Source organism: Citrobacter sp. Cpo065 (assembly GCF_030332805.1).
Classification (GTDB): domain Bacteria; phylum Pseudomonadota; class Gammaproteobacteria; order Enterobacterales; family Enterobacteriaceae; genus Citrobacter; species Citrobacter portucalensis.
The window spans coordinates 460,195-484,880 of sequence record NZ_JAOWHC010000029.1; the positions used below are offsets into that span (position 1 = coordinate 460,195).

The following is a 24,686-nucleotide window of genomic DNA, read 5'->3' on the forward strand; positions in this document are numbered from 1 at the left end:
TCATGCGATGAGCAAGGAGTCATGATGTTAGATATAGTCGAACTGTCGCGCTTACAGTTTGCCTTGACCGCGATGTACCACTTCCTGTTTGTGCCACTGACGCTCGGTATGGCGTTCTTGTTGGCCATCATGGAAACGGTCTACGTCCTTTCCGGCAAACAGATTTATAAAGATATGACCAAGTTCTGGGGCAAGTTGTTTGGTATCAACTTCGCTCTGGGTGTGGCTACCGGTCTGACCATGGAGTTCCAGTTCGGGACTAACTGGTCTTACTACTCCCACTATGTAGGGGATATTTTCGGTGCGCCGCTGGCGATCGAAGGTTTGATGGCCTTCTTCCTCGAATCCACCTTTGTAGGTCTGTTCTTCTTCGGCTGGGACCGTTTGGGTAAAGTCCAGCATATGTGTGTCACCTGGCTGGTGGCTCTGGGTTCTAACCTGTCCGCGTTGTGGATTCTGGTTGCGAACGGCTGGATGCAGAACCCAATCGCAGCGGATTTCAACTTCGAAACCATGCGTATGGAGATGCTGAGCTTCTCTGAACTGGTGCTCAACCCGGTAGCACAGGTGAAATTTGTTCACACTGTGGCATCTGGTTATGTATGTGGCGCGATGTTCGTTCTGGGTATCAGCTCCTACTATATGCTGCGCGGTCGTGACTTCGCGTTTGCTAAACGTTCTTTTGCTATCGCTGCCAGCTTTGGTATGGCTGCTATTCTGTCTGTTATCGTTCTGGGTGATGAATCTGGTTACGAAATGGGCGACGTGCAGAAAACCAAACTCGCTGCGATTGAAGCAGAATGGGAAACTCAGCCTGCACCGGCTTCCTTCACGCTGTTCGGTATTCCGGACCAGGATGCGCAGGAAAACCATTTTGCGATTCAAATTCCTTATGCGCTGGGCATCATTGCCACCCGCTCTGTTGATACACCGGTCATTGGTCTGAAAGATCTGATGGTGCAACACGAAGAGCGTATCCGTAACGGGATGAAAGCGTATCAGTTGCTGGAAGAACTGCGTGCTGGTACTACCGACCAGGCCGTTCGTGACCAGTTCAATAGCATGAAGAAAGACCTGGGTTATGGTCTGCTGTTGAAACGCTATACGGATAACGTCACCGACGCGACCGAAGCGCAAATTCAGCAGGCAACGAAAGATTCTATTCCTCGCGTTGCGCCGCTGTACTTCGCTTTCCGTATCATGGTGGCATGCGGCATTCTGATGCTGGCAATTATCGCGGTGTCCTTCTGGACTGTGCTTCGTAACCGTATCGGTGAGAAAAAATGGCTGCTGCGCACCGCGCTGTATGCGATTCCTCTGCCGTGGATTGCTATTGAATCCGGTTGGTTTGTTGCAGAGTACGGTCGTCAACCGTGGGCGATTGGTGAAGTGTTACCAACAGCCGTAGCGAACTCTTCGCTGACTGCTGGCGACCTCATCTTCTCGATGCTGTTGATTTGCGGCCTGTATACCCTGTTCCTGGTGGCTGAACTGTATCTGATGTTCAAGTTCGCACGCCTTGGACCGAGTAGCCTGAAAACCGGTCGTTATCACTACGAGCAGTCCACTGTGACTTCTCAGCCGGCACGCTAAGACAGGAGTCGTCAAATGATCGATTATGAAGTATTGCGTTTTATCTGGTGGCTGCTGGTTGGCATTCTGCTGATTGGTTTTGCAGTCACTGATGGATTCGACATGGGGGTGGGCATGCTCACCCGTTTCCTCGGTCGTAATGATACCGAGCGTCGAATTATGATTAACTCCATCGCCCCGCACTGGGACGGTAACCAGGTTTGGCTCATCACCGCGGGGGGCGCACTGTTCGCTGCCTGGCCGATGGTGTATGCCGCTGCGTTCTCCGGTTTCTATGTGGCGATGATTCTGGTTCTGGCGTCCTTGTTCTTCCGTCCGGTCGGTTTTGACTACCGCTCTAAGATTGAAGATATGCGCTGGCGCAACATGTGGGACTGGGGCATCTTCATTGGTAGCTTCGTGCCACCGCTGGTGATTGGCGTGGCGTTCGGCAACCTGCTGCAAGGGGTTCCGTTCCACGTAGATGACTACATGCGTTTGTACTACACCGGTAACTTCTTCCAGTTGCTGAATCCGTTTGGTCTGCTGGCAGGTGTCGTGAGCGTTGGGATGATCATCACCCAGGGTGCGACCTATCTGCAGATGCGTACGGTAGGTGAACTGCATCTGCGTGCTCGTGCAACTTCACAGGTTGCGGCGCTGGTGACTCTGATCTGCTTCGCGCTGGCCGGTGTGTGGGTGATTTACGGTATTGACGGTTATGTTGTGACCTCAGCACTGGATCATCATGCCGCCTCTAACCCGCTGACCAAAGAAGTGGCTCGTGTGGCTGGCGCATGGATGGTGAACTTTAACAATGCACCTATCCTGTGGCTGGTTCCTGCACTGGGCGTGGTTCTGCCGCTGTTAACCATCCTGACTTCTCGTATGGAGAAAGGGGCATGGGCGTTCGTCTTCTCCTCACTGACGTTAGCCTGCATCATCCTGACTGCCGGTATCGCAATGTTCCCGTTTGTGATGCCATCCAGCACCATGATGAACGCAAGTTTGACCATGTGGGATGCCACCTCCAGCCAGCGTACATTGAATCTGATGACCTGGGTCGCGGCGGTGTTTGTACCGATCATTCTGCTGTACACCAGCTGGTGTTATTGGAAGATGTTCGGTCGCATCACTAAAGAAGATATTGAAAGCAACACCCACTCTCTGTACTAAGTAAGGAGCTTAAAATGTGGTATTTCGCATGGATTTTGGGAACGCTTCTTGCCTGTGCATTTGGGATAATCACAGCGCTGGCGCTTGAGCACGTTGAATCAGGCAAAGCCGGGCAAGAAGATAGCTAATGACCAACATTATCGCGATGGTATACAACGCGATGGACAAGCGCCCCTTGCGGGCGCTTTCATTTGTGCTGGCAATCGTGTTGGCTGGCTGCATATTCTGGGATCCGTCTCGTTTCGCGGCCAAAACCAGTGAGCTTGAAATCTGGCATGGTTTCCTGCTGATGTGGGCGGTCTGCGCAGGCATTATTCACGGCGTTGGCTTCCGTCCTCGCGCCGTACATTGGCAGGGCATCTTCTGCCCGCTGATCGCGGATATTGTCCTCGTTGTTGGTCTGATTTTCTTCTTCTTTTGAATAAGAAACATCCTTAAATATTTATGGGCTTGCATAAGCCCATAATTTTTTACTCTCCGTTTACTTTCCCCCATTCCAAAGCACCATTCCCGCGCGTATAGTAGCGAAGTTTGAAAGCACTAACCTGAGGTTGTGCCCTGTGGTTGTGTGCGGTGGCGACGCTGTACCATCAGGACGTTATCAAGGCGGAGTGCGCTGGACATAGTAGAACTATGTCCAAGTGCGACAACACAGAGAACATCCTGATGGAACGCGTCCCGAAGGGCTGAGAATCTTTTTGCACAGTACTGCGTTACTTGCGTCTTGTTTGGAATTACCAAACTTCGCCACTCGCGCCTTGTTCTGTGCAAAAATTTTCGTCAGCGCCATCCGCGAACAACCACAGGACACAACCTAATTGCATTACCGGGATGTACAGTGAAGACAGCGCGATATACAACGACATTCTTGATGCATCGCGGCGGCAAGAACGCGAATCACCAGACGCTTACGAAGGTAAGTAACTGGTGCGAGTGGGCGAAGCCAACAAAGAGGCAGTAGGAATGAATAAGTATATGTTTCGATGGCCGGTTCGTGTCTATTATGAAGATACCGATGCCGGTGGGGTGGTTTACCACGCCAGTTATGTCGCTTTTTATGAAAGAGCACGCACAGAAATGCTTCGTCATCATCACTTCAGTCAGCAGGTCCTGTTGGCCGAACGTGTAGCCTTTGTGGTGCGCAAGATGACCCTCGAGTATTTTGCGCCTGCCCGGCTCGACGATATGCTCGAAGTTCAAACCGAAATTACGTCAATGCGTGGCACCTCATTGGTTTTCACGCAACGCATTGTCAACGCAGAGAACACCGTGCTGAATGAAGCCGAAGTTCTGATTGTTTGCGTTGATCCACTCAAAATGAAGCCTCGTGCGCTTCCCAAGTCTATTGTCGCGGAGTTTAAGCAGTGACTGACATGAATATCCTTGATTTGTTCCTGAAGGCAAGCCTTCTGGTTAAACTTATCATGTTGATTTTGATTGGTTTCTCAATCGCATCCTGGGCCATCATCATCCAACGGACCCGTATTCTTAATGCTGCTTCACGTGAAGCCGAAGCATTTGAAGACAAGTTCTGGTCCGGCATTGAATTGTCGCGCCTGTACCAGGAAAGCCAGGGGCGTCGTGATAATTTGGCGGGCTCGGAACAAATTTTCTATAGCGGATTCAAAGAATTTGCGCGTTTGCATCGGGCAAATAGCCACGCGCCGGAAGCGGTCGTAGAGGGGGCTTCCCGTGCGATGCGTATCTCGATGAACCGTGAACTGGAAACGCTGGAAACGCATATTCCATTCCTCGGAACCGTTGGCTCCATTAGCCCGTATATCGGTCTGTTCGGTACCGTTTGGGGGATCATGCACGCATTTATCGCGCTGGGCGCGGTAAAACAGGCGACGCTGCAAATGGTCGCACCGGGTATCGCAGAAGCGTTGATTGCAACGGCTATCGGTCTGTTTGCGGCAATTCCAGCGGTTATGGCCTACAACCGTCTGAACCAGCGCGTGAACAAACTGGAACTGAATTACGACAACTTTATGGAAGAGTTCACCGCGATTCTGCACCGCCAGGCGTTTACCGTTAGCGAGAGCAACAAGGGGTAAGCCATGGCCAGAACGCGTGGACGAGGTCGTCGCGAACTCAAGTCCGAAATCAATATTGTACCGCTGCTCGACGTACTGCTGGTGCTGTTGCTGATCTTTATGGCAACCGCACCGATCATTACGCAGAGTGTGGAAGTCGACCTGCCGGATGCGACCGAGTCGCAAGCCGTCAGCAGTAACGACGAACCCCCGGTCATTATTGAAGTTTCCGGTATTGGGCAATACAGCGTGGTGGTTGAGAAAGATCGTATGGATCAACTACCACCGGAGCAGGTTATTGCGGAAGCGAAAAGCCGCCTGCAGACCAATCCGAAAACGGTCTTTTTAATCGGTGGTGCGAAAGACGTGCCTTATGATGAAATAATTAAAGCGCTGAACTTGTTACACAGTGCAGGCGTAAAATCGGTTGGCTTGATGACGCAGCCAATCTGATGACTGCGTTTTGCTGGCTTGAAAGATAGCACGTAACAGGCGAACAGTTTTTTGGGAACCGAGAGTGTCAAAGGCAACCGAACAAAACGACAAGCTCAAAAGGGCGATAATTATTTCAGCGGTGCTGCATGTCATTTTATTTGCAGCGCTGATCTGGAGTTCGTTCGATGAGCACATTGATGCTTCAGCCGGCGGCGGTGGCGGTTCGTCCATCGACGCCGTTATGGTCGATCCTGGCGCCGTTGTGCAACAGTACGACAGGCAGCAGCAACAGCAGGCAAGTGCGAAACGTGCTGAAGAGCAGCGTGAAAAGCAGGCGCAGCAGCAAGCTGAAGAACTTCGCGAGAAGCAGGCAGCTGAGCAAGAGCGACTGAAGCAGCTGGAAAAAGAACGTTTAGCCGCGCAGGAAAAAGTGCGCGAACAGGCGGAACAGCAGAAGCAAGCTGAAGCCGCCGCAGCGAAAGCGCAAGAGCAACAGAAACAGGCTGAAGAGGCTGCGGCGAAGGCTGCTGCAGACGCGAAGGCTAAAGCTGATGCTCAGGCTAAGCAAGCGGCAGATGCCGCGAAGAAAGCCGCTGCGGACGCACAGAAAAAAGCTGAGGCTGAAGCCGCTAAAGCCGCCGCTGATGCGAAGAAAGCTGCAGAAGCACAAGCTGCTAAGGCTGCTGCGGACGCTGCGAAGAAAGCACAGGCTGAGGCCGCTAAGCAAGCTGCAGCCGAGAAAGCTGCTGCTGAGAAAGCAGAAAAAGCCGCTGCCGCGAAAGCTGCCGCTGCTGAAAAAGCGGCGGCTGATAAGAAAGCCGCTGCAGAAAAAGCAGCAGCAGACAAAAAAGCTGCAGCTGAGAAAGCCGCTGCCGATAAGAAAGCTGCGGCAGATAAAGCAGCTGCTGCTAAAAAGGCTGCGGCCGAAAAAGCCGCTGCAGCCTCTGGCGTTGACGACTTGTTGGGTGACCTGAGCTCCGGTAAGAATGCACCGAAATCGGGCGGTGGAGCGAAAGGAAACGGCCAACCGGCGAAAGATAGTGGTACAAGTGGTGCCAATGGCGGTGCATCTGGCGCTGATATCAGTGCATACGCATCTCAAATTCGCAATGCGATCCAGAGCCGTCTGTATGGTGCAGATTTGTATGCAGGTAAATCTTGCGTATTACATATCAAGTTAGCACCCGATGGTCTGTTACTGGATGTGACCGAAGAGGGCGGGGATCCGGCATTGTGTCAGGCTGCGCTGACGGCTGCGAAAACCGCCAGAATTCCTAAACCGCCTAGCCAGGCAGTTTATGAAAAAGTAAAAGATGCCAAACTGGACTTCAAACTGTAATAACGACCCCTGAGAAATCAGGGGAAACGGTCTAAGGTTGAGACAGAGTTCTGGTAGTTTTGTGTATTTGAGTTTGTTAACATTCTGCTAAATTATCGTGGGCTTTCCGTCCAGATAAGGGAGATATGATGAAGCAGGCATTACGAGTAGCATTTGGTTTTCTGATGCTGTGGGCAGCGGTGCTGCACGCAGAAGTACGTATCGAGATCACCCAGGGGGTGGACTCGGCGCGCCCGATTGGTGTTGTCCCCTTCCAGTGGGCAGGACCGGGGGCTGCACCTGAAGATATCGGTGGTATTGTAGGTGCTGACCTGCGTAACAGCGGTAAATTTAACCCGTTAGACCGTTCTCGTCTGCCTCAGCAGCCCGGTACCGCGCAGGAAGTTCAACCTGCCGCGTGGTCTGCGCTGGGCATTGATGCCGTAGTCGTCGGCCAGGTTACGCCGAACCCGGATGGTTCTTACAGCGTTGCCTATCAGCTGGTTGACACCGGTGGCGCACCGGGTACCGTACTGGCACAGAACACCTATAAAGTGAACAAGCAGTGGCTGCGTTACGCGGGCCATACTGCAAGTGACGAAGTGTTTGAAAAACTGACCGGCATTAAAGGTGCATTCCGTACCCGTATCGCTTATGTTGTTCAGACCAACGGTGGTCAGTTCCCGTACGAATTACGTGTCTCCGACTACGATGGTTACAACCAGTTCGTGGTACACCGTTCTCCGCAGCCGCTGATGTCTCCGGCGTGGTCCCCGGACGGTTCAAAACTGGCGTACGTTACCTTCGAAAGCGGTCGTTCTGCACTGGTTATTCAGACACTGTCTAACGGCGCGGTTCGTCAGGTAGCCTCGTTCCCACGTCACAACGGTGCGCCTGCGTTTTCTCCGGATGGCAGCAAACTGGCGTTTGCCCTGTCTAAAACCGGTAGCCTGAACCTGTATGTCATGGACATTGGTTCCGGTCAGATCCGTCAGGTGACGGATGGTCGTAGCAACAACACGGAACCTACCTGGTTCCCGGACAGCCAAAACCTGGCCTTTACGTCTGACCAGGCCGGTCGTCCGCAGGTATATAAAGTTAACGTCAACGGCGGTGCTCCGCAGCGCATTACCTGGGAAGGTTCGCAAAACCAGGATGCGGATGTGAGCAGCGACGGTAAATTTATGGTAATGGTAAGCTCGGCCAACGGTCAGCAGCACATTGCCAAACAAGATCTGGTAGCGGGTGGCGTACAAGTTCTGTCGTCAACGTTCCTGGACGAAACGCCAAGTCTGGCACCTAACGGCACTATGGTAATCTACAGCTCTTCTCAGGGGATGGGATCCGTGCTGAATTTGGTTTCTACAGATGGGCGTTTCAAAGCGCGTCTTCCGGCAACTGATGGACAGGTTAAATTCCCTGCCTGGTCGCCGTATCTGTGATAATAAATAATTGATTAATAAAGGAATCATTGAAATGCAACTGAACAAAGTGCTGAAAGGGCTGATGATTGCTCTGCCTGTTATGGCTATTGCAGCGTGTTCTTCTAACAAGAACGCCAGCAATGACGGCAGCGAAGGCATGCTGGGTGCCGGCACTGGTATGGATGCAAACGGCAGCGGCAACATGTCTTCTGAAGAGCAAGCGCGTCTTCAGATGCAACAGCTGCAGCAGAACAACATCGTTTACTTCGATCTGGACAAGTACGATATCCGTTCTGACTTCGCTGCAATGCTGGATGCTCACGCTAACTTCCTGCGTAGCAACCCGTCTTACAAAGTCACCGTAGAAGGTCATGCGGACGAACGTGGTACTCCTGAGTACAACATCTCCCTGGGTGAGCGTCGTGCGAACGCCGTTAAGATGTACCTGCAGGGTAAAGGCGTTTCTGCTGACCAGATCTCCATCGTTTCTTACGGTAAAGAAAAACCTGCAGTACTGGGTCATGACGAAGCGGCTTACGCCAAAAACCGTCGCGCCGTACTGGTTTACTAAGAGAATTGCATGAGCAGTAACTTCAGACATCATCTGTTGAGTCTGTCGTTACTGGTTGGCATAGCGGCCCCCTGGGCCGCTTTTGCACAGGCGCCAATCAGTAGTGTCGGCTCTGGCTCGGTCGAAGACCGTGTCACTCAACTCGAGCGTATTTCTAACGCTCACAGTCAGCTTTTAACCCAACTCCAGCAACAACTCTCCGATAATCAGTCCGATATTGATTCCCTGCGCGGTCAAATTCAGGAAAATCAGTATCAACTGAATCAGGTTGTTGAACGCCAGAAGCAGATATTGCTGCAGATGAATAATCTTGGTAGCGGTAGTGCACCTGCGGCGCAATCTGCGGGCGGCGATCAGAGTGGGGCAGCAGCAACCCCTGCACCTGATGCGGGTGCAGCGGCAGCGTCAGGTGCTCCGGTACAAACTGGCGATGCGAATACCGATTACAATGCGGCCATTGCTCTGGTGCAGGATAAATCCCGCCAGGATGACGCGATTGAAGCATTTCAGAACTTCATTAAAAAGTACCCAGACTCAACTTACCTGCCAAATGCGAATTACTGGCTGGGTCAGTTGAATTACAACAAGGGGAAAAAAGATGATGCAGCGTTCTATTTTGCTTCAGTAGTCAAAAACTTCCCGAAATCACCAAAGGCTGCAGACGCGATGTATAAAGTCGGCGTCATCATGCAGGACAAAGGTGATAAAGAGAAAGCGAAAGCCGTTTATCAGCAGGTTATCACTAAATACCCTGGCACTGATGGCGCGAAACAAGCGCAAAAGCGCCTTGGCGCGATGTAATGAACACCATGCGACCAGAAATCGTGTTAATTCTGGTCGCGTCGTGTGATTCCTAAGCAGTTGAGTTATTTACATCGAAATTTTTGTTGCGCTAAAATCTGAAATCAGTAATATATGCCGCCGTTGCCAAGGGATATCAAACAGCCCGAAAGCGGCAAAAAAGTGGGTCGTTAGCTCAGTTGGTAGAGCAGTTGACTTTTAATCAATTGGTCGCAGGTTCGAATCCTGCACGACCCACCACTAACTTAGTTAGTAAGTAGTATCCAGCGCAGTATCGGGTGATTAGCTCAGCTGGGAGAGCACCTCCCTTACAAGGAGGGGGTCGGCGGTTCGATCCCGTCATCACCCACCACTCGGGGCGTTAGCTCAGTTGGTAGAGCAGTTGACTTTTAATCAATTGGTCGCAGGTTCGAATCCTGCACGCCCCACCAATTTATTGGTGGCACCAAGTAAAAATTTTCAGGTTATACCCGAGCGGGTCGTTAGCTCAGTTGGTAGAGCAGTTGACTTTTAATCAATTGGTCGCAGGTTCGAATCCTGCACGACCCACCATCCTGAAAGTATTAAGAAGTAAACCCCATACGGGGGCGTTAGCTCAGTTGGTAGAGCAGTTGACTTTTAATCAATTGGTCGCAGGTTCGAATCCTGCACGCCCCACCAGTGTAAAAAGGCGCCCTAAAGGCGCCTTTTTGCTATCTGCGATTTATAAGATTCGAATCTGCTTGCCTGATGCGCTTCGCTTATCAGTCCTACAGACGACACTATTCACGTAGGCCGGATAAGACGTCAGTCGCCTTCCGGCATTCATCACACGCAATTATTGTGACTTTCTTACGCCAATCCGCTATCTTGTTTAGCATATAAAACAAATCTAACCGAATACGGCGTGCGTCACGCTTTTAATCGGTTATTTCGTTAAGCCAGTAAAACGAGAAAGCAAGATGAGCGTGATGTTTGATCCAGAAGCAGCAATTTATCCGTTTCCGCCGAAGCCAGCCCCGCTGAGTGTGGATGAAAAGCAATTTTATCGTGAAAAAATCAAGCGCCTGCTGAAAGAGCGTGATGCCGTTATGGTCGCGCACTATTACACTGATTCCGAAATTCAGCAGTTGGCCGAAGAGACCGGTGGTTGTATTTCTGATTCTCTGGAGATGGCGCGTTTCGGCTCAAAACATTCTGCCTCTACGCTGTTGGTTGCAGGCGTGAGGTTTATGGGGGAAACCGCCAAAATCCTCAGCCCGGAAAAGACCATCCTGATGCCGACCCTACAGGCGGAATGCTCATTAGATCTGGGCTGTCCGATTGATGCGTTCAGCGCGTTTTGCGATGCGCACCCGGATCGTACCGTGGTGGTTTACGCCAATACCTCAGCCGCCGTTAAAGCACGTGCGGACTGGGTCGTCACATCCAGTATCGCGGTAGAACTTATTGAGCATCTTGATAGTTTGGGTGAAAAAATCATCTGGGCTCCGGACAGACATCTGGGCAACTACGTCCAAAAACAGACCGGTGCAGACGTTCTTTGTTGGCAGGGGGCCTGTATCGTCCACGACGAATTTAAAACTCAGGCTTTAACACGCATGAAGGGGCTTTACCCTGATGCCGCGGTGTTGGTGCACCCGGAGTCCCCTCAGTCTATCGTTGATATGGCCGATGCGGTTGGCTCAACCAGCCAGTTAATCAACGCCGCTAAATCGTTACCGCATCAACGGCTGATTGTGGCGACTGACCGGGGCATATTTTACAAAATGCAGCAGGCCGTTCCGGATAAAGAATTGCTTGAAGCGCCGACGGCTGGTGAGGGGGCAACCTGCCGCAGCTGTGCGCATTGTCCGTGGATGGCGATGAACGGCCTCAAGGCGATTGCTGAGGGCCTGGAACAAGGCGGAGCGGCTCATGAGATACATGTTGATGCTGCGCTGCGAGAAGGGGCGTTGTTGCCGTTAAACCGCATGTTGGAATTTGCGGCTACACTTCGAGCTTAATTAATTTTTTGGCTCTGGGGGAAAAGATGGACTTTTTTAGCACGCAGAACATTCTGGTACATATTCCGATTGGCGCTGGCGGTTACGATCTGTCGTGGATCGAAGCTGTGGGGACGATCGCTGGGTTGCTGTGTATTGGCCTGGCTAGCCTTGAGAAAATCAGCAATTACTTCTTCGGCCTGATAAACGTCACGCTGTTTGCGATTATCTTCTTTCAGATCCAGCTCTATGCAAGCCTGTTGCTGCAAGTTTTCTTCTTTGCCGCCAACATCTACGGCTGGTATGCCTGGTCCAGGCAAACCAACCAACATGAAGCGGAACTGAAAATTCGCTGGTTGCCGTTACCAAAAGCGATCGGCTGGCTGGCGGCTTGCGTGGTGGCGATCGGCCTGATGTCGGTCTATATCGATCCGGTCTTTGCGTTCCTGACCCGCATTGCGGTGAACATTATGCAGGCATTAGGATTGCAGGTTGTTGTGCCTGAGTTGCAACCCGATGCATTCCCGTTCTGGGACTCCTGCATGATGGTGTTGTCGATTGCGGCAATGATCCTGATGACGCGTAAGTACGTTGAAAACTGGCTGCTGTGGGTGATCATTAACGTAATAAGCGTAGTGATTTTCGCCCTGCAAGGCGTATATGCCATGTCGCTGGAATATGTGATCCTGACTGTTATCGCACTGAACGGTAGCAGGATGTGGATTAACAGCGCGCGCGAGCGGGGTTCCCACGCGCTGTCCCATTAATGGTGATGGTGTGAATGGCCGGATACCCCCTGATACAGGTGGCAGTCCGGCCCATTACACGGCTGATACTCCATCTGGATCGTGGCGTGTTCAATCTGGTAGTGATGGATAAGGAAATGCTGAATACGCTCCAGCAGCGCGTCGTGATCGTGCGGCGGGACCACCTGCACATGCAGCGTCATTACCGGTTTTTCACCCACCATCCAGACATGGACATGGTGCACATTGCGGACTTCGGGGATATCCCGGCTGAGATGGCGCTGTAGTGCGGCGATATCCAGCGTCAGCGGGGCGCCTTCCAGTAATTCATTAACGCTATCCTTTAACAGTCGCCAGGCGCTACGCAGTACCAGCACGGAAACCAGAATCGAGAGAATCGGGTCCGCAGGCGTCCAGCCCGTCCAGATAATAATCAGCGCAGCGATGATCGCCCCGACCGAGCCGAGTAAATCGCCCATCACATGTAGTGCCGCGGCGCGGACGTTCAGGTTTTTCTCCTCACTGCCGCGGTGTAGAACCCAAAAAGCCAGCACGTTAGCCAGTAAACCCGCGACAGCTATAACCATCATCATGCCGCCAGCCACGGGGCGGGGCGTATGGAAGCGCTCAATGGCTTCCCAGACGATTAAAATGGTGATCACGACCAATGCGATGGCGTTAACAAACGCGGCCAGTGTCGTGAGCCTCAGCCAGCCGAAGGTGTGTCGTATTGTGGGCGGGCGATGGGAAAACCGGACGGCCAGCAGCGCAAAAAGGAGCGCTGCGGCATCAGTGAGCATATGCCCGGCATCGGCCAACAAGGCCAGTGAACCTGAAAGTATGCCACCCACCACTTCAACCAACATAAATCCGGCTGTAATGCAGAATGCAAACATCAAGCGGCGGGCATTATTGTCCTTGGGTTGCTCAGAAGAAGTATGAGTATGCGAGTGCGCCATTATGCCATCCCTTTGTTATTCTCATCTTTACTGTATGCCATCATACCGTTTTTGGGATGATAAAATTAAAAAGGAGAGCTATTGCTCTCCCATTATTAGCTTTATTTTCAGCGTTACTGCGTAGTGCCATCAGTTTTTGTCTCAGCATCATTGTTAATGCCGTTTCCGGTCTCAACCTTCTTATTCACATCAGGGCAGCGACCGTCCTTACACATGGTGTTTTTGTGCATCTCGTCTTTGGTCATCTCTTCATGGTTCATTGATGAACCGTTCGGGTGCAGCATTGTGCCACCCGAATTCACGTTACTGTTGTCGACATTATTTGGTGCCACGTTTTCGCGTGCGTCTGGGGCGACCTGACCGGCATCCGCCGAGGAATTTGCCTGGCCGTTATTGGACTGCGTATTGGTTTCAGCAGCCAGCGCCGCGCCGCTGGCGAGGCTGAGTGTAGCGGTAAGAAAGAGTGAAGCCAGCTTTGTCATATGCATAATATGCTCCTGTTATGGTCGATATGTCGGATAACGTCTTCCAACAGTGCATGTGCCAGTTACATCATCAATATGTGGTTAATAGTTTTGCCAGAGAAATTAAACCCAGCATAGAATCTTGAAATTTATGAAAATTAAAGCCGTTACAGTTATAAATTGTAGGTTGGATCTCGTTTTTCGCTACTTTATTGCGTTTTTTTGGCCAATTCCAGGATTAATCCGTCCAAAGTGTAAAACCCCGTTTACACTTTATGACTGAAGATATAGATTGGAGGGATTGCATTCATTTATATAAGTATGGCAACGCTGGAATAATCATGAATTATCAGAACGACGATTTACGCATTAAAGAGATCAACGAGTTATTACCGCCAGTCGCATTGTTGGAAAAATTCCCCGCTACTGAAAATGCCGCAAACACGGTGGCTCATGCCCGTAAGGCGATTCATAAAATCCTGAAAGGGAGTGACGATCGCCTGCTGGTAGTGATTGGGCCTTGCTCTATTCATGATCCGGCAGCCGCCAAAGAGTATGCCGCTCGCCTGCTGGCACTGCGTGAAGAGTTAAAAGGCGAGCTTGAAATCGTTATGCGCGTCTATTTTGAAAAACCGCGAACTACCGTTGGCTGGAAAGGGCTTATCAACGATCCGCACATGGACAACAGCTTCCAGATCAACGATGGGCTGCGCATTGCGCGTAAACTGCTGCTGGATATCAATGACAGCGGATTGCCTGCTGCGGGGGAATTCCTCGATATGATTACGCCGCAATACCTTGCCGACCTGATGAGCTGGGGCGCGATTGGGGCACGTACCACAGAATCTCAGGTGCACCGCGAATTGGCGTCTGGTCTGTCCTGCCCAGTTGGCTTTAAAAACGGTACTGATGGCACGATAAAAGTAGCGATTGATGCGATTAACGCCGCAGGAGCGCCGCACTGCTTCCTGTCTGTGACCAAATGGGGTCATTCGGCGATCGTAAATACCAGTGGTAATGGTGATTGCCATATTATTTTGCGCGGCGGCAAAGAGCCGAACTACAGCGCTCAGCACGTTGCCGACGTGAAAGAAGGTCTGATCAAAGCAGGGCTTTCAGCGCAGGTGATGATCGACTTTAGCCATGCCAACTCCAGCAAGCAGTTCAAAAAGCAGATGGATGTCGCGAAAGATGTTTGCGGACAAGTTGCTGGGGGCGAAAAAGCAATTATTGGTGTGATGATCGAAAGCCATCTGGTAGAAGGTAATCAGAACCCGGATAGCGGTGAGCCGCTGACCTACGGTAAGAGCATCACCGACGCCTGCATTGGCTGGGAAGATACCGATGCGGTGTTGCGCCAGCTGGCGGATGCGGTAAAAGCGCGCCGCGGTTAAAAAATTCATCCGGGCTACGCTCGGTAGGCCGGATAAGACAACGCCGTCATCCGGCAATAAAAAAGCGTGGAGCATTCCACGCTTTTTTCGTTTGACCCAAGATGAAAATTACTTCGCTTTACCCTGGTTCGCAACGGCTGCCGCTTTTGCTGCGATCTCGTCAGCATTACCCAGATAGTAGTGTTTGATTGGTTTGAAGTTTTCGTCGAACTCATATACCAGCGGTACGCCGGTCGGGATGTTCAGTTCAAGGATCTCATCTTCGCCCATGTTATCCAGATATTTAACCAGCGCACGCAGAGAGTTACCGTGAGCGGCGATAATTACGCGCTCACCGCTTTTCATGCGCGGCAGAATGGTTTCGTTCCAGTAAGGGATAACGCGATCGATGGTCAGCGCCAGGCTTTCGGTAACCGGTAACTCTTTGTCGGTCAACTTCGCATAACGCGGATCGTGACCCGGATAACGCTCGTCATCTTTGGTCAGTTCCGGTGGCGTTACCGCAAAGCCGCGACGCCATTGCTTAACCTGCTCGTCACCGTATTTTTCAGCGGTTTCAGCTTTGTTCAGACCCTGCAGCGCGCCGTAATGACGTTCGTTCAGTTTCCAGGATTTTTCAACCGGCAGCCAGGCCTGATCCAGTTCGTCCAGTACGTTCCACAGGGTGTGGATGGCACGTTTCAGCACAGAAGTATAAGCAAAATCGAAGCTGTAGCCTTCTTCTTTCAGCAGTTTACCTGCCGCTTTTGCTTCGCCCACGCCTTTCTCTGACAGATCAACGTCATACCAACCGGTAAAACGGTTTTCGTTGTTCCACTGACTTTCACCGTGACGTACCAGAACCAGCTTAGTTACAGCCATACACTCACTCCTATAAATCATATTGAATGATAATAATTCTCATTATATTGCCGTAAAGCGTCAGCGGCAATGCTTACGCATAACCATAGCGAAAATAGCGCCACAGTGTAAGGTTCTTGTGAATTCAAGGTTGCGATTTTGTCTTTGAGTGGTGGGGATTTGAGCGGTTCTACTGTGATAAACAAATAACAGGCCCGCTACGTTACGTCATCGGGCCTGTGGGGGGAAAGGATCAGACTGGAATAAACTGATATTCCGTCACGCTGGCATACTCTTCGCCCGGGCGTAAGAAGCAGTCCGGCTGCTGCCACTCTGGATGGTTCGGGCTGTCCGGGAGAAACTCACTTTCCAGCGCCAGACCTTGCCAGTCTTCGTAGGCGTCTGGTCCGCGAGATGGTGTACCGCCGAGGAAGTTGCCGGAGTAAAACTGCAATGCCGGGGCGGAGGTGTATACCACCATCTGCAGTTTTTCATCCTGGGACCACAGTCGAGCGACCGGCGTACGCGCATTACCCTGTGCCTGAAGCAGGAAGGCGTGATCGTAACCTTTTACCTTGCGCTGATCGTCATCGGCAAGAAATTCACTGCTGATGATTTTAGGCGTGCGGAAATCGAAAGTGCTACCAGCGACGGATTTCAGCCCGTCATGCGGGATGCCCATTTCATCAACCGGCAAGTACTCGTCCGCCATAATTTGCAGCTTATGCTGGCGCACATCCGTTTTGTCACCGTCGAGGTTAAAATAAACGTGATTCGTCAGATTCACCGGACAGGGCTTATCGACCGTGGCGCGGTAGGTTATCGAAATACGATTATCGTCAGTCAGGCGATACTGCGCGGTGGCGCATAGATGGCCAGGGAAACCCTGATCGCCATCGTCAGATGTTAAGGCGAACAGCACCTGACGGTCATTCTGATTGACTATCTGCCAGCGACGTTTGTCGAAACCGTCTGGCCCGCCGTGCAGCTGGTTGTTGCCCTGACTTGGTACCAACTCAACGGTTTCGCCGGCAAAGGTATAGCGGCTGTTGGCGATACGGTTAGCGTAGCGACCAATTGAAGCGCCCAGAAACGCAGCCTGCTCCGGGTATTGTTCTGGACTGGCGCACCCGAGCAATGCTTCACGCACGCTACCATCGCTAAGCGGAATACGAGCAGAGAGCAGCGTCGCGCCCCAGTCCATGAGCGTGACGACCATCCCTGCGTCATTGCGCAGGGTGAGCAGGCGAAACGGCTGACCGTCCGGAGCCTGCACAGGGATTTCGCTTAACATTGTCCTGCTCCTTGTGAAGGTTTGCAGACGTAGAATGTTTCTTTGATACCGGTTTTTGCTTCGTATTGTTCCGCGACGGCCTGCTGTACGGCAGGCACCAAATCTTGCGGGATCAGCGCCACGATGCAGCCGCCGAAGCCGCCGCCGGTCATACGGACACCGCCTTTATCGCCGATGGTCGCTTTGACAATCTCGACCAGCGTATCAATTTGCGGCACGGTAATTTCAAAGTCATCGCGCATTGAGGCGTGAGAATCCGCCATCAGCTGGCCCATGCGCAGCAGGTCGCCTTTTTCCAGCGCCTGTGCGGCTTCAACGGTACGCGCATTTTCCGTGATCACGTGACGAACGCGTTTGGCGACAATCGGATCCAGTTCGTGAGCAACTGCGCTAAAGGTTTCAAAGCTGACATCACGCAGGGCAGGTTGCTGGAAGAAACGCGCCCCGGTTTCACACTGTTCGCGACGGGTGTTGTACTCGCTACCCACCAACGTACGTTTAAAATTGCTGTTGATGATTACCACCGCGACGCCCTCAGGCATGGAAACGGCTTTGGTGCCCAGCGTTCGGCAGTCGATCAGTAGCGCATGATCTTTCTTGCCAAGCGCCGAGATCAGTTGATCCATAATGCCGCAGTTACAGCCGACAAACTGGTTTTCAGCTTCCTGGCCATTCAGGGCAATCTGCGCGCCGTCGAGCGGCAGATGATAGAGCTGCTGGAATACCGTACCCACAGCGACTTCCAGTGAGGCAGAAGAGCTTAAGCCCGCACCCTGCGGGACGTTACCGCTGATCACCAGATCCGCGCCGCCAAAGGCGTTATTGCGCTTTTGCAGATGTTTCACTACGCCACGCACGTAGTTTGACCACTGCTGGCTGTCATGAGCGATAATCGGCGCATCAAGCGAGAACTCATCAACCTGATTATCGTAATCAGCGGCGATCACACGGACTTTTCGATCGTCGCGTGCCGCACAGCTGATAACGGTTTGATAGTCGATAGCGCAGGGCAGAACGAAGCCGTCGTTATAATCGGTATGTTCACCGATCAGGTTCACACGACCCGGTGCCTGAATAGTATGGGTGGCAGGGTAGCCAAATGTTTCAGCAAACAGAGATTGTGTTTTTTCTTTCAGACTCATTATTTAAACTCCGGATTCGCGAAAATGGATGTCGCTGACCGCACGCAGTCGTTCAGCCGCTTGTTCTGCCGTCAGGTCGCGCTGGGTTTCTGCCAGCATTTCATAACCGACCATAAATTTACGCACGGTCGCGGAACGCAGCAGCGGCGGGTAAAAGTGTGCGTGCAACTGCCAGTGTTGGTTTTCTTCACCGTTAAACGGTGCGCCGTGCCAGCCCATAGAATAGGGGAATGAGCACTGGAACAGGTTGTCATAACGACTGGTCAGTTTTTTCAACGCCAGCGCCAGGTCAGCACGCTGTTCGTCGGTCAAATCGGTAACTCGCAACACATGCGCTTTCGGCAGCAGCAGCGTTTCGAACGGCCACGCGGCCCAGTAAGGGACAACTGCCAGCCAGTGCTCGGTTTCAACGACCGTACGGCTGCCGTCCGCCAGCTCACGCTGGACGTAATCAACGAGCATCGGCGCGCCTTGTTCGGCGAAGTACGCTTTCTGCAGGCGATCTTCACGTTCGGCTTCGTTAGGCAAAAAGCTGTTGGCCCAAATTTGTCCGTGTGGGTGCGGGTTTGAGCACCCCATCGCTGCGCCTTTATTCTCAAATACCTGCACCCAGGGATAGGTTTTGCCTAAGTCTTCAGTCTGTTCCTGCCACGTTTTCACAATTTCTGTTAGCGCAGGGACGCTGAGTTCCGGCAGCGTTTTGCTGTGATCGGGCGAGAAGCAAATTACACGGCTGGTACCGCGCGCGCTCTGGCATCGCATCAACGGATCGTGACTGTCCGGCGCGTCCGGGGTATCGGACATCAGCGCCGCAAAGTCATTGGTAAAGACATAGGTCCCGGTGTAATCCGGGTTTTTGTCGCCGGTAACGCGCGTATTGCCAGCGCACAGGAAGCAGTCCGGGTCATGTGCAGGCAGTACCTGCTTAGACGGAGTTTCCTGCGCCCCTTGCCAGGGGCGTTTTGCACGATGCGGTGATACGAGGATCCACTGCCCGGTGAGCGGGTTAAAACGGCGATGTGGATGATCGACAGGATTGAATTGCGTCATGATTGGTCCTTAATCCGAATATCCCTGCGGGTGGCGTGACTGCCAGTGCCAGGTATCTTGTGCCATTTCATCCAGTGTGCGGGTCACGCGCCAGTTGAGCTCGCGATCGGCTTTGCTGGCATCTGCCCAGTAGGCTGGAAGATCGCCATCACGGCGCGGGGCGAAATGGTAATTCACCGGTTTACCGCAAGCTTTGCTGAAGGCGTTGACCACGTCCAGCACGCTGCTGCCGATGCCTGCACCGAGGTTGTAAATATGTACGCCCTGTTTGCCCGCCAGTTTTTCCATGGCAGCAACATGGCCGTCGGCGAGATCCATCACGTGGATGTAGTCGCGTACGCCGGTGCCATCTTCAGTAGGGTAGTCATTGCCAAATATGGCAAGAGATTCGCGACGGCCAACGGCAACCTGCGCGATGTAAGGCATCAGGTTGTTTGGAATACCTTGCGGATCTTCCCCCATATCTCCCGATGGATGAGCGCCAACCGGGTTAAAGTAGCGCAGCAGGGCAATGCTCCAGTCGGGCTGTGCTTTTTGCAGATCGGTCAGGATCTGTTCCACCATCAGCTTGCTTTTGCCGTACGGACTTTGCGGCGTGCCGGTGGGGAAGCTTTCAACGTAAGGAATTTGCGGCTGATCGCCATAGACGGTCGCGGAGGAGCTGAAAATGAAGTTTTTCACGTTGGCAGCGCGCATTGCATTCACCAGACGCAGAGTGCCGTTGACGTTGTTGTCATAGTACTCCAGCGGCTTGGCAACAGATTCTCCAACGGCTTTTAAACCGGCAAAATGGATGACCGTATCAATGGCATGATCGTGCAGAATTTCGGTTATCAGCGCTTCGTTACGGATGTCTCCTTCCACGAAGGTCGGATGCTTGCCGCCTAAACGCTCAATGACGGGCAGTACGCTACGCTTGCTGTTGCAGAGATTATCCAGGATCACCACTTCGTGACCGTTTTTCAGCAACTGCACGCAAGTGTGGCTTCCAATGTAACCGCTACCACCTGTAACCAATACTCTCATAATTCGCTCCGTTAAGCCTATGGTATGCAATAACCATAGCATAACAAAGATGCGAAAAGTGTGACACGGAATAAATTAGTGGAATCGTTTACACTCCGGTGTTTTCACTCGATGCTGCCAGTTACTTTATTATAAATCATTATGTTAGGTTGTTATTTCAGCACTTGTCTGAAAAAAAAGCAGAAAAAAGGGCGTGATAAACGCCCTGGCATGAAAATTAACGCAGAGAGGTTTGTCGATAGGCGTAGATATCACCCTCGGGTACAAACTCTAGCCGATGGGTAATGCAGGCCGGGGCATCTTCGGCGTGATGAGAGACAAACAAAAGCTGAGTTTCACCTTCACCGATCAGGACATCCACAAACCGACGGATCAGTTGACGGTTGAGCGGATCTAATCCTTGCAACGGTTCATCGAGGATCAGCAACGTAGGATGTTTCACCAGTGCACGAACAATCAATGCCAGCCGCTGCTGCCCCCAGGAAAGACTATGAAATGGCGCATCCGCGGTACGTTTATCGATGCCCAGAATATCCAGCCACTGTTGTACCAGCTTGTGCTGTCTGTCGGAGACGGCCTGATAAATGCCGATTGAATCGAAATAACCGGAGAGAATAACGTTGCGAACTGTCGTACTTACCCGGTAATCCAGATGCAGGCTGCTGCTGACATAGCCAATGTGTTTTTTGATATCCCAGATAGTTTCACCGCTGCCCCGGCGGCGGCCAAACAGGGTCAGGTCGTTGCTATATCCTTGGGGATGATCGCCGGTGATTAAACTGAGCAGGGTTGATTTCCCCGCACCGTTGGGGCCGATGATTTGCCAGTGTTCCCCCGGATTTACCCGCCAGCTCAGATGATGCAGGATAGGGCGATCGTTATACGAGACGGTGCCGTCGTTAAGCACAATGCGCGGCTCGTTATCTGACAGCGTGTGGCGCACCGAAGGCTCATCCGGTTCGGGTAACTGGATGCCTTCCAGCCGTTCGCTATGGGCAAGCTGAGCGATTAATGCCTGTTGCAGAAGGTCGGGTTTTGCACCGGTTTCCGTCAGCGTGCAGTCGGCAAGTACGCCGGCAAACTGCACGAACTCAGGAATTTCATCAAAGCGATTAAGCACCAGTACCAACGTTAAACCGGCCTGGTGAAACTCAGCGAGCAACTCTGCTAACTGGCGACGGGACGCCACGTCCAGCCCGTCAAAGGGTTCATCAAGGATCAGTAAATCCGGTGTGGACATTAATGCCTGGCAGAGTAGGGTTTTGCGCGTTTCACCGGTGGAAAGGTATTTGAAACGCCTGTTAAGTAGGGATGAAATGCCAAACTGCTGCGCCAGTGCAGCGCAGCGGGCGGGGTCGTGAACTTCGTCCTGAATGATTTCTGCGGTAGTGCGCCCGGTGTCGTCTTCACCGGGACTAAGAAGATCGGTGTTGTTTCGCTGCCACTCGTCGCTGACCAGCTTTTGGAGCTGCTCAAAGGAGAGTCGGGTAATACGTGTGAACTGGCTGCGGCGTTCGCCTTTCAGGAGCGGCAACTCGCCCGCCAGCGCGCGGGCCAGCGCAGATTTCCCGCTGCCGTTAGAGCCAACAAACGCCCAGCTATCGCCCGCGTTTAACGTCAACGCATCTAACTGGAGCGTTTTTGTGTCGCTAAGACGAAACGTGCCTTGCGAAATTTGCAACGATGACATTTTGTATCCCATTATTTGCAGCGATGAATAACAGGGATACGTGTTCTTCAGGCTGATGTCAATTAACTCAGCACAGTGTGGCGATAATCACCCTGTCCGCATTAAAATATGCTGTGACGTTAGCGCCTTCCGTTAATGTGTGGGTCTGCTCTATCGGCAAAGTCGCGCACAGCGTCTGGCCGTCTGGCAAGGTCATCAATACTTCACACTGCTCCGCTCCGCGTTCGATATGGCTAATCGTGCCCTGCAACTGGTTATCGGCGGCCTGAGCGATGGCGTCGTCCTGAGTGATTCCTACCCACGGCGCTTTCAACAGAATCAGTACTTCTTTGCCTTCCTCAAGCCCGAGACGCTCGCCGCTTTGTGCAGTGATTGCCACTTTCAGGCGCGTTTCGCCATCCGCCAGCAGCACGTCGACATGCTGTTGAACCTGATCGTGGTCGCGGGCGGTAATGGTGCCAAACCACTGGTTACGGGCGCTGGTTTGCAGCGAAAAGCGAGAGATCGCCGCCAGCAGGCTATTGAGTGGCAGGGCATCGTCATCGCTCAAAACATCGAAGGCTTTCTGTTGGATTTGCGCCAATAAATCATACAACTGGATTAAGCGTTGGCCGTAGCGCGTTAACACCGCGCCGCCGCCGCCTTTGCCGCCAGTGGCGCGCTCAACCAGCGTCTGCTCGCTGAGTTGATTCATTTCGTTAATCGCATCCCAGGCGCTTTTATAGCTGATACCTGCATCCTTCGCGCCCTGACTGATGGAGCCGGAAAGCGCAATGTGCTTAAGCAGAGAAATGCGACGGGGATCGGCAAACAGTTTTTGCTGAAGTTTCAGCGTAAGAAGGATTTCGGCCTGCATCACAAGCTCCTGGCAAAAGGGGTATTGTGACGGAAAACCGCGCGCGCGCAAAGCCAACCGCACAAAAGGGGAGTGCTTTTCTGTGTTATGTGGTTAGAATACAACTAAGGACTATATCTGGAGTTGACCATGTTAGAGTTATTGAAAAGTCTGGTATTCGCCGTAATTATGGTTCCTGTGGTGATGGCTGTCATCCTGGGGCTGATTTACGGACTGGGTGAAGTGTTCAACATCTTCTCCTCTATCGGTCAGAAAGACCAGTCCAGACAGAATCATTGATTCCCCAAACGCCCGCTCAGTCGGGCGTTTATATTTTTTGCCTGCCAACTCGTTTTCTCAAGATCTTGCTTTCCCTGCCGATATTTTCTTTGTGTAACCTCTAATTGGTATCAATAACCACTGGGAAAATCCTGGTTTACTCGTTATATTTGCGCCTACATAACGAAACGCAAAGGAGTTACAGATGGCACGTACATGGTTACGCTTGTTTGCAGGGGCAACACTTTCTCTTACCGTTGCCGGGCATGCGCTGGCGGATGAAGGAAAGATTACCGTTTTTGCAGCGGCTTCGCTGACCAACGCGATGCAGGACATTGCAACGCAATATAAAAAAGAGAAGAACGTTGATGTTGTCTCCTCTTTTGCTTCTTCTTCCACGCTGGCGCGTCAGATTGAAGCAGGCGCACCGGCCGATCTGTTTATTTCTGCCGATCAGAAATGGATGGACTACGCGGTAGACAAGAAGTCGATTGATACCGCATCGCGTGAAACGCTGTTGGGTAACAGTCTGGTGGTGGTTGCGCCGAAAGCCAGCGCGCAGAAAGACTTCACCATTGACAGCAAAACCAACTGGACCAGTCTGTTGAATGGTGGACGCCTGGCTGTTGGCGATCCAGAACATGTTCCGGCGGGTATTTATGCCAAAGAAGCGCTGCAAAAATTGGGTGCATGGGATACCCTGGCCCCGAAACTGGCTCCTGCTGAAGACGTGCGCGGTGCGCTGGCGCTGGTAGAGCGTAACGAAGCGCCGCTGGGGATCGTCTATGGTTCCGATGCTGTCGCCAGTAAGGGCGTAAAAGTTGTTGCGACTTTCCCGGAAGATTCGCACAAAAAAGTGGAATACCCTATCGCGATTGTTGATGGGCACAAAAACGCAACGGTTAGCGCGTTCTATGATTACCTGAAAGGACCGCAGGCTGCTGAAATCTTTAAACGTTATGGATTTACGACCAAGTAATGATACTGACCGATCCTGAATGGCAGGCCGTCATCCTGAGCCTGAAAGTTTCTTCCCTGGCTGTATTGTTTAGTTTGCCGTTTGGGATCTTCTTTGCCTGGCTGCTTGTGCGATGCAAGTTCCCGGGCAAAGCGCTGCTCGACAGCGTTCTGCATTTGCCGCTGGTTCTGCCGCCGGTCGTGGTAGGCTATCTGCTGTTGGTCGCCATGGGGCGGCGCGGATTCATTGGCGAATGGTTGTACGACTGGTTTGGCATTACCTTTGCCTTTAGCTGGCGCGGTGCGGTACTGGCTGCAGCGGTGATGTCTTTTCCTCTGATGGTACGGGCAATTCGTCTGGCGCTGGAAGGTGTCGACGTCAAGCTGGAGCAGGCGGCCCGCACGCTGGGAGCCGGACGCTGGCGTGTATTCATGACCATTACGCTACCGCTGATGCTGCCCGGCATTATTGTCGGTACGGTGCTGGCGTTCGCGCGTTCCCTCGGGGAATTCGGCGCAACCATTACTTTTGTTTCCAACATTCCTGGTGAAACCCGCACCATTCCTTCGGCGATGTATACCCTGATCCAGACTCCCGGCGGCGAAAGCGCGGCGGCGAGATTGTGTATCATTTCTATTGTTTTAGCGCTGATTTCGCTGCTGATTTCTGAATGGCTGGCGCGTATTAGCCGTGAGCGGACGGGGCGATAATT

At 52.3% G+C, this 24,686-nt stretch carries 26 protein-coding genes and 5 tRNA genes; 22 read left to right on the forward strand and 9 right to left on the reverse strand.

Translation table 11 applies throughout. The features are described from left to right. Positions 1-24 precede the first annotated feature (24 nt). The 18 genes from cydA (at position 25) to pnuC (ending at position 12,064) form a co-directional block, all read left to right on the forward strand. Positions 25-1,593, forward strand: coding sequence for a cytochrome ubiquinol oxidase subunit I (gene cydA / locus OGY68_RS08165; protein WP_003022965.1), 1,569 nt, complete (start codon positions 25-27; stop codon positions 1,591-1,593). A 15-nt stretch (positions 1,594-1,608) separates the two neighbouring features. Beyond that, positions 1,609-2,748 (forward strand): cytochrome d ubiquinol oxidase subunit II, encoded by a 1,140-nt coding sequence (gene cydB, locus OGY68_RS08170; protein WP_057066488.1) that lies wholly within the window; start codon positions 1,609-1,611, stop codon positions 2,746-2,748. 14 nt (positions 2,749-2,762) lie between these two features. After that, positions 2,763-2,876 carry a cytochrome bd-I oxidase subunit CydX gene (cydX, locus tag OGY68_RS08175; RefSeq protein WP_003022970.1) on the forward strand — a complete coding sequence of 38 codons (114 nt, stop codon included), beginning with the start codon at positions 2,763-2,765 and terminating at the stop codon, positions 2,874-2,876. Further along, positions 2,876-3,169: a cyd operon protein YbgE gene (gene ybgE / locus OGY68_RS08180; protein ID WP_003831434.1), complete on the forward strand. Its 294-nt coding sequence runs from the start codon at positions 2,876-2,878 to the stop codon at positions 3,167-3,169. Before cydX ends, ybgE begins: the two co-directional genes overlap by 1 nt. A gap of 542 nt (positions 3,170-3,711) precedes the next feature. Then, on the forward strand, positions 3,712-4,116 hold the full coding sequence (ybgC, locus tag OGY68_RS08185; protein WP_003831439.1) for a tol-pal system-associated acyl-CoA thioesterase: 405 nt from the start codon (positions 3,712-3,714) through the stop codon (positions 4,114-4,116). Further along, positions 4,113-4,805: a Tol-Pal system protein TolQ gene (gene tolQ / locus OGY68_RS08190; protein ID WP_003022976.1), complete on the forward strand. Its 693-nt coding sequence runs from the start codon at positions 4,113-4,115 to the stop codon at positions 4,803-4,805. Before ybgC ends, tolQ begins: the two co-directional genes overlap by 4 nt. 3 nt (positions 4,806-4,808) lie before the next feature. Then, a complete protein-coding gene (gene tolR / locus OGY68_RS08195) occupies positions 4,809-5,237 on the forward strand; it encodes a colicin uptake protein TolR (RefSeq protein ID WP_003022978.1) in 429 nt (142 codons plus the stop codon). 64 nt (positions 5,238-5,301) lie between these two features. Further along, positions 5,302-6,558: a cell envelope integrity protein TolA gene (tolA, locus tag OGY68_RS08200; RefSeq protein ID WP_008784157.1), complete on the forward strand. Its 1,257-nt coding sequence runs from the start codon at positions 5,302-5,304 to the stop codon at positions 6,556-6,558. 128 nt (positions 6,559-6,686) lie between these two features. Next, entirely contained in the window at positions 6,687-7,979 is a 1,293-nt protein-coding gene (gene tolB, locus OGY68_RS08205) for a Tol-Pal system beta propeller repeat protein TolB (protein ID WP_003022981.1), read from the forward strand. A gap of 34 nt (positions 7,980-8,013) precedes the next feature. After that, positions 8,014-8,532, forward strand: a complete 519-nt coding sequence (pal, locus tag OGY68_RS08210) for a peptidoglycan-associated lipoprotein Pal (RefSeq protein WP_003022983.1) — start codon at positions 8,014-8,016, stop codon at positions 8,530-8,532. A 9-nt stretch (positions 8,533-8,541) separates the two neighbouring features. Next, the gene (gene cpoB, locus OGY68_RS08215) at positions 8,542-9,333 is read left to right on the forward strand and encodes a cell division protein CpoB (RefSeq protein WP_003831441.1); all 792 of its coding nucleotides are present in this window, start codon (positions 8,542-8,544) and stop codon (positions 9,331-9,333) included. Positions 9,334-9,497: 164 nt separating this feature from the next. After that, positions 9,498-9,573, forward strand: a tRNA-Lys gene (locus tag OGY68_RS08220). 36 nt (positions 9,574-9,609) lie between these two features. Further along, a tRNA-Val gene (locus OGY68_RS08225) sits at positions 9,610-9,685 on the forward strand. Positions 9,686-9,688: 3 nt separating this feature from the next. After that, positions 9,689-9,764: transfer RNA gene (locus OGY68_RS08230), tRNA-Lys, on the forward strand. Positions 9,765-9,809: 45 nt separating this feature from the next. Next, a tRNA-Lys gene (locus OGY68_RS08235) sits at positions 9,810-9,885 on the forward strand. 32 nt (positions 9,886-9,917) lie between these two features. Next, a tRNA-Lys gene (locus OGY68_RS08240) sits at positions 9,918-9,993 on the forward strand. A 281-nt stretch (positions 9,994-10,274) separates the two neighbouring features. Then, positions 10,275-11,318, forward strand: a complete 1,044-nt coding sequence (gene nadA, locus OGY68_RS08245; RefSeq protein WP_057066489.1) for a quinolinate synthase NadA — start codon at positions 10,275-10,277, stop codon at positions 11,316-11,318. Between the two features lie 26 nt (positions 11,319-11,344). Continuing rightward, a complete protein-coding gene (gene pnuC / locus OGY68_RS08250) occupies positions 11,345-12,064 on the forward strand; it encodes a nicotinamide riboside transporter PnuC (protein WP_003831446.1) in 720 nt (239 codons plus the stop codon). Here pnuC and zitB read toward each other — a convergent pair. Continuing rightward, positions 12,061-13,002 (reverse strand): CDF family zinc transporter ZitB, encoded by a 942-nt coding sequence (gene zitB, locus OGY68_RS08255; RefSeq protein ID WP_032942740.1) that lies wholly within the window; start codon positions 13,000-13,002, stop codon positions 12,061-12,063. The two genes, pnuC and zitB, sit on opposite strands and share 4 nt — an antisense overlap. 113 nt (positions 13,003-13,115) lie before the next feature. After that, positions 13,116-13,490 (reverse strand): YbgS-like family protein, encoded by a 375-nt coding sequence (locus OGY68_RS08260; protein WP_057066490.1) that lies wholly within the window; start codon positions 13,488-13,490, stop codon positions 13,116-13,118. A gap of 317 nt (positions 13,491-13,807) precedes the next feature. Here OGY68_RS08260 and aroG point away from each other — a divergent pair, with 317 nt between their 5' ends. Next, the gene (aroG, locus tag OGY68_RS08265; RefSeq protein WP_003831449.1) at positions 13,808-14,860 is read left to right on the forward strand and encodes a 3-deoxy-7-phosphoheptulonate synthase AroG; all 1,053 of its coding nucleotides are present in this window, start codon (positions 13,808-13,810) and stop codon (positions 14,858-14,860) included. Between the two features lie 108 nt (positions 14,861-14,968). On the opposite strand, the gene gpmA is transcribed toward aroG, so the two are convergent. The 7 genes from gpmA to modE form a co-directional block, all read right to left on the reverse strand. Further along, on the reverse strand, positions 14,969-15,721 hold the full coding sequence (gene gpmA / locus OGY68_RS08270; RefSeq protein ID WP_003022999.1) for a 2,3-diphosphoglycerate-dependent phosphoglycerate mutase: 753 nt from the start codon (positions 15,719-15,721) through the stop codon (positions 14,969-14,971). A 232-nt stretch (positions 15,722-15,953) separates the two neighbouring features. After that, positions 15,954-16,994 (reverse strand): galactose-1-epimerase, encoded by a 1,041-nt coding sequence (gene galM / locus OGY68_RS08275; protein WP_057066491.1) that lies wholly within the window; start codon positions 16,992-16,994, stop codon positions 15,954-15,956. Then, on the reverse strand, positions 16,988-18,136 hold the full coding sequence (gene galK, locus OGY68_RS08280) for a galactokinase (protein WP_057066492.1): 1,149 nt from the start codon (positions 18,134-18,136) through the stop codon (positions 16,988-16,990). Before galK ends, galM begins: the two co-directional genes overlap by 7 nt. A gap of 3 nt (positions 18,137-18,139) precedes the next feature. After that, positions 18,140-19,186, reverse strand: a complete 1,047-nt coding sequence (gene galT, locus OGY68_RS08285) for a galactose-1-phosphate uridylyltransferase (RefSeq protein ID WP_057066493.1) — start codon at positions 19,184-19,186, stop codon at positions 18,140-18,142. Between the two features lie 9 nt (positions 19,187-19,195). Beyond that, positions 19,196-20,212 carry a UDP-glucose 4-epimerase GalE gene (gene galE / locus OGY68_RS08290; protein ID WP_003831462.1) on the reverse strand — a complete coding sequence of 339 codons (1,017 nt, stop codon included), beginning with the start codon at positions 20,210-20,212 and terminating at the stop codon, positions 19,196-19,198. A 217-nt stretch (positions 20,213-20,429) separates the two neighbouring features. Continuing rightward, positions 20,430-21,902 carry a molybdate ABC transporter ATP-binding protein ModF gene (gene modF, locus OGY68_RS08295; RefSeq protein WP_286616940.1) on the reverse strand — a complete coding sequence of 491 codons (1,473 nt, stop codon included), beginning with the start codon at positions 21,900-21,902 and terminating at the stop codon, positions 20,430-20,432. Positions 21,903-21,969: 67 nt separating this feature from the next. Continuing rightward, positions 21,970-22,758, reverse strand: a complete 789-nt coding sequence (modE, locus tag OGY68_RS08300) for a molybdenum-dependent transcriptional regulator (RefSeq protein WP_003831465.1) — start codon at positions 22,756-22,758, stop codon at positions 21,970-21,972. Between the two features lie 129 nt (positions 22,759-22,887). On the opposite strand from modE, the gene OGY68_RS08305 reads away from it, so the two are divergent. From OGY68_RS08305 to modB, 3 genes are all read left to right on the forward strand, one after another. Then, complete coding sequence (locus tag OGY68_RS08305) at positions 22,888-23,037, forward strand: AcrZ family multidrug efflux pump-associated protein (RefSeq protein WP_020996536.1); 150 nt, start codon at positions 22,888-22,890, stop codon at positions 23,035-23,037. A gap of 184 nt (positions 23,038-23,221) precedes the next feature. Further along, entirely contained in the window at positions 23,222-23,995 is a 774-nt protein-coding gene (gene modA, locus OGY68_RS08310) for a molybdate ABC transporter substrate-binding protein (RefSeq protein WP_003831470.1), read from the forward strand. Further along, positions 23,995-24,684 carry a molybdate ABC transporter permease subunit gene (modB, locus tag OGY68_RS08315; protein ID WP_008784169.1) on the forward strand — a complete coding sequence of 230 codons (690 nt, stop codon included), beginning with the start codon at positions 23,995-23,997 and terminating at the stop codon, positions 24,682-24,684. The genes modA and modB overlap by 1 nt, the downstream gene beginning before the upstream one ends. Positions 24,685-24,686 lie beyond the last annotated feature (2 nt).

What these genes read in the sequence shown, in the direction of transcription:
- modB (WP_008784169.1), top strand. Translation starts at nt 23,995, where the DNA reads ATGATACTGACCGATCCTGAATGGCAGGCCGTCATCCTGAGCCTGAAA.
- pal (WP_003022983.1), top strand. Translation starts at nt 8,014, where the DNA reads ATGCAACTGAACAAAGTGCTGAAAGGGCTGATGATTGCTCTGCCTGTT.
- nadA (WP_057066489.1), top strand. Translation starts at nt 10,275, where the DNA reads ATGAGCGTGATGTTTGATCCAGAAGCAGCAATTTATCCGTTTCCGCCG.
- ybgE (WP_003831434.1), top strand. Translation starts at nt 2,876, where the DNA reads ATGACCAACATTATCGCGATGGTATACAACGCGATGGACAAGCGCCCC.
- galE (WP_003831462.1), bottom strand. Translation starts at nt 20,212, where the DNA reads ATGAGAGTATTGGTTACAGGTGGTAGCGGTTACATTGGAAGCCACACT.
- gpmA (WP_003022999.1), bottom strand. Translation starts at nt 15,721, where the DNA reads ATGGCTGTAACTAAGCTGGTTCTGGTACGTCACGGTGAAAGTCAGTGG.
- galM (WP_057066491.1), bottom strand. Translation starts at nt 16,994, where the DNA reads ATGTTAAGCGAAATCCCTGTGCAGGCTCCGGACGGTCAGCCGTTTCGC.
- ybgC (WP_003831439.1), top strand. Translation starts at nt 3,712, where the DNA reads ATGAATAAGTATATGTTTCGATGGCCGGTTCGTGTCTATTATGAAGAT.
- cydB (WP_057066488.1), top strand. Translation starts at nt 1,609, where the DNA reads ATGATCGATTATGAAGTATTGCGTTTTATCTGGTGGCTGCTGGTTGGC.
- modF (WP_286616940.1), bottom strand. Translation starts at nt 21,902, where the DNA reads ATGTCATCGTTGCAAATTTCGCAAGGCACGTTTCGTCTTAGCGACACA.
- zitB (WP_032942740.1), bottom strand. Translation starts at nt 13,002, where the DNA reads ATGGCGCACTCGCATACTCATACTTCTTCTGAGCAACCCAAGGACAAT.
- aroG (WP_003831449.1), top strand. Translation starts at nt 13,808, where the DNA reads ATGAATTATCAGAACGACGATTTACGCATTAAAGAGATCAACGAGTTA.
- pnuC (WP_003831446.1), top strand. Translation starts at nt 11,345, where the DNA reads ATGGACTTTTTTAGCACGCAGAACATTCTGGTACATATTCCGATTGGC.
- cydX (WP_003022970.1), top strand. Translation starts at nt 2,763, where the DNA reads ATGTGGTATTTCGCATGGATTTTGGGAACGCTTCTTGCCTGTGCATTT.
- galK (WP_057066492.1), bottom strand. Translation starts at nt 18,136, where the DNA reads ATGAGTCTGAAAGAAAAAACACAATCTCTGTTTGCTGAAACATTTGGC.
- tolR (WP_003022978.1), top strand. Translation starts at nt 4,809, where the DNA reads ATGGCCAGAACGCGTGGACGAGGTCGTCGCGAACTCAAGTCCGAAATC.
- tolB (WP_003022981.1), top strand. Translation starts at nt 6,687, where the DNA reads ATGAAGCAGGCATTACGAGTAGCATTTGGTTTTCTGATGCTGTGGGCA.
- OGY68_RS08260 (WP_057066490.1), bottom strand. Translation starts at nt 13,490, where the DNA reads ATGCATATGACAAAGCTGGCTTCACTCTTTCTTACCGCTACACTCAGC.
- modE (WP_003831465.1), bottom strand. Translation starts at nt 22,758, where the DNA reads ATGCAGGCCGAAATCCTTCTTACGCTGAAACTTCAGCAAAAACTGTTT.
- cydA (WP_003022965.1), top strand. Translation starts at nt 25, where the DNA reads ATGTTAGATATAGTCGAACTGTCGCGCTTACAGTTTGCCTTGACCGCG.
- cpoB (WP_003831441.1), top strand. Translation starts at nt 8,542, where the DNA reads ATGAGCAGTAACTTCAGACATCATCTGTTGAGTCTGTCGTTACTGGTT.
- modA (WP_003831470.1), top strand. Translation starts at nt 23,222, where the DNA reads ATGGCACGTACATGGTTACGCTTGTTTGCAGGGGCAACACTTTCTCTT.
- OGY68_RS08305 (WP_020996536.1), top strand. Translation starts at nt 22,888, where the DNA reads ATGTTAGAGTTATTGAAAAGTCTGGTATTCGCCGTAATTATGGTTCCT.
- galT (WP_057066493.1), bottom strand. Translation starts at nt 19,186, where the DNA reads ATGACGCAATTCAATCCTGTCGATCATCCACATCGCCGTTTTAACCCG.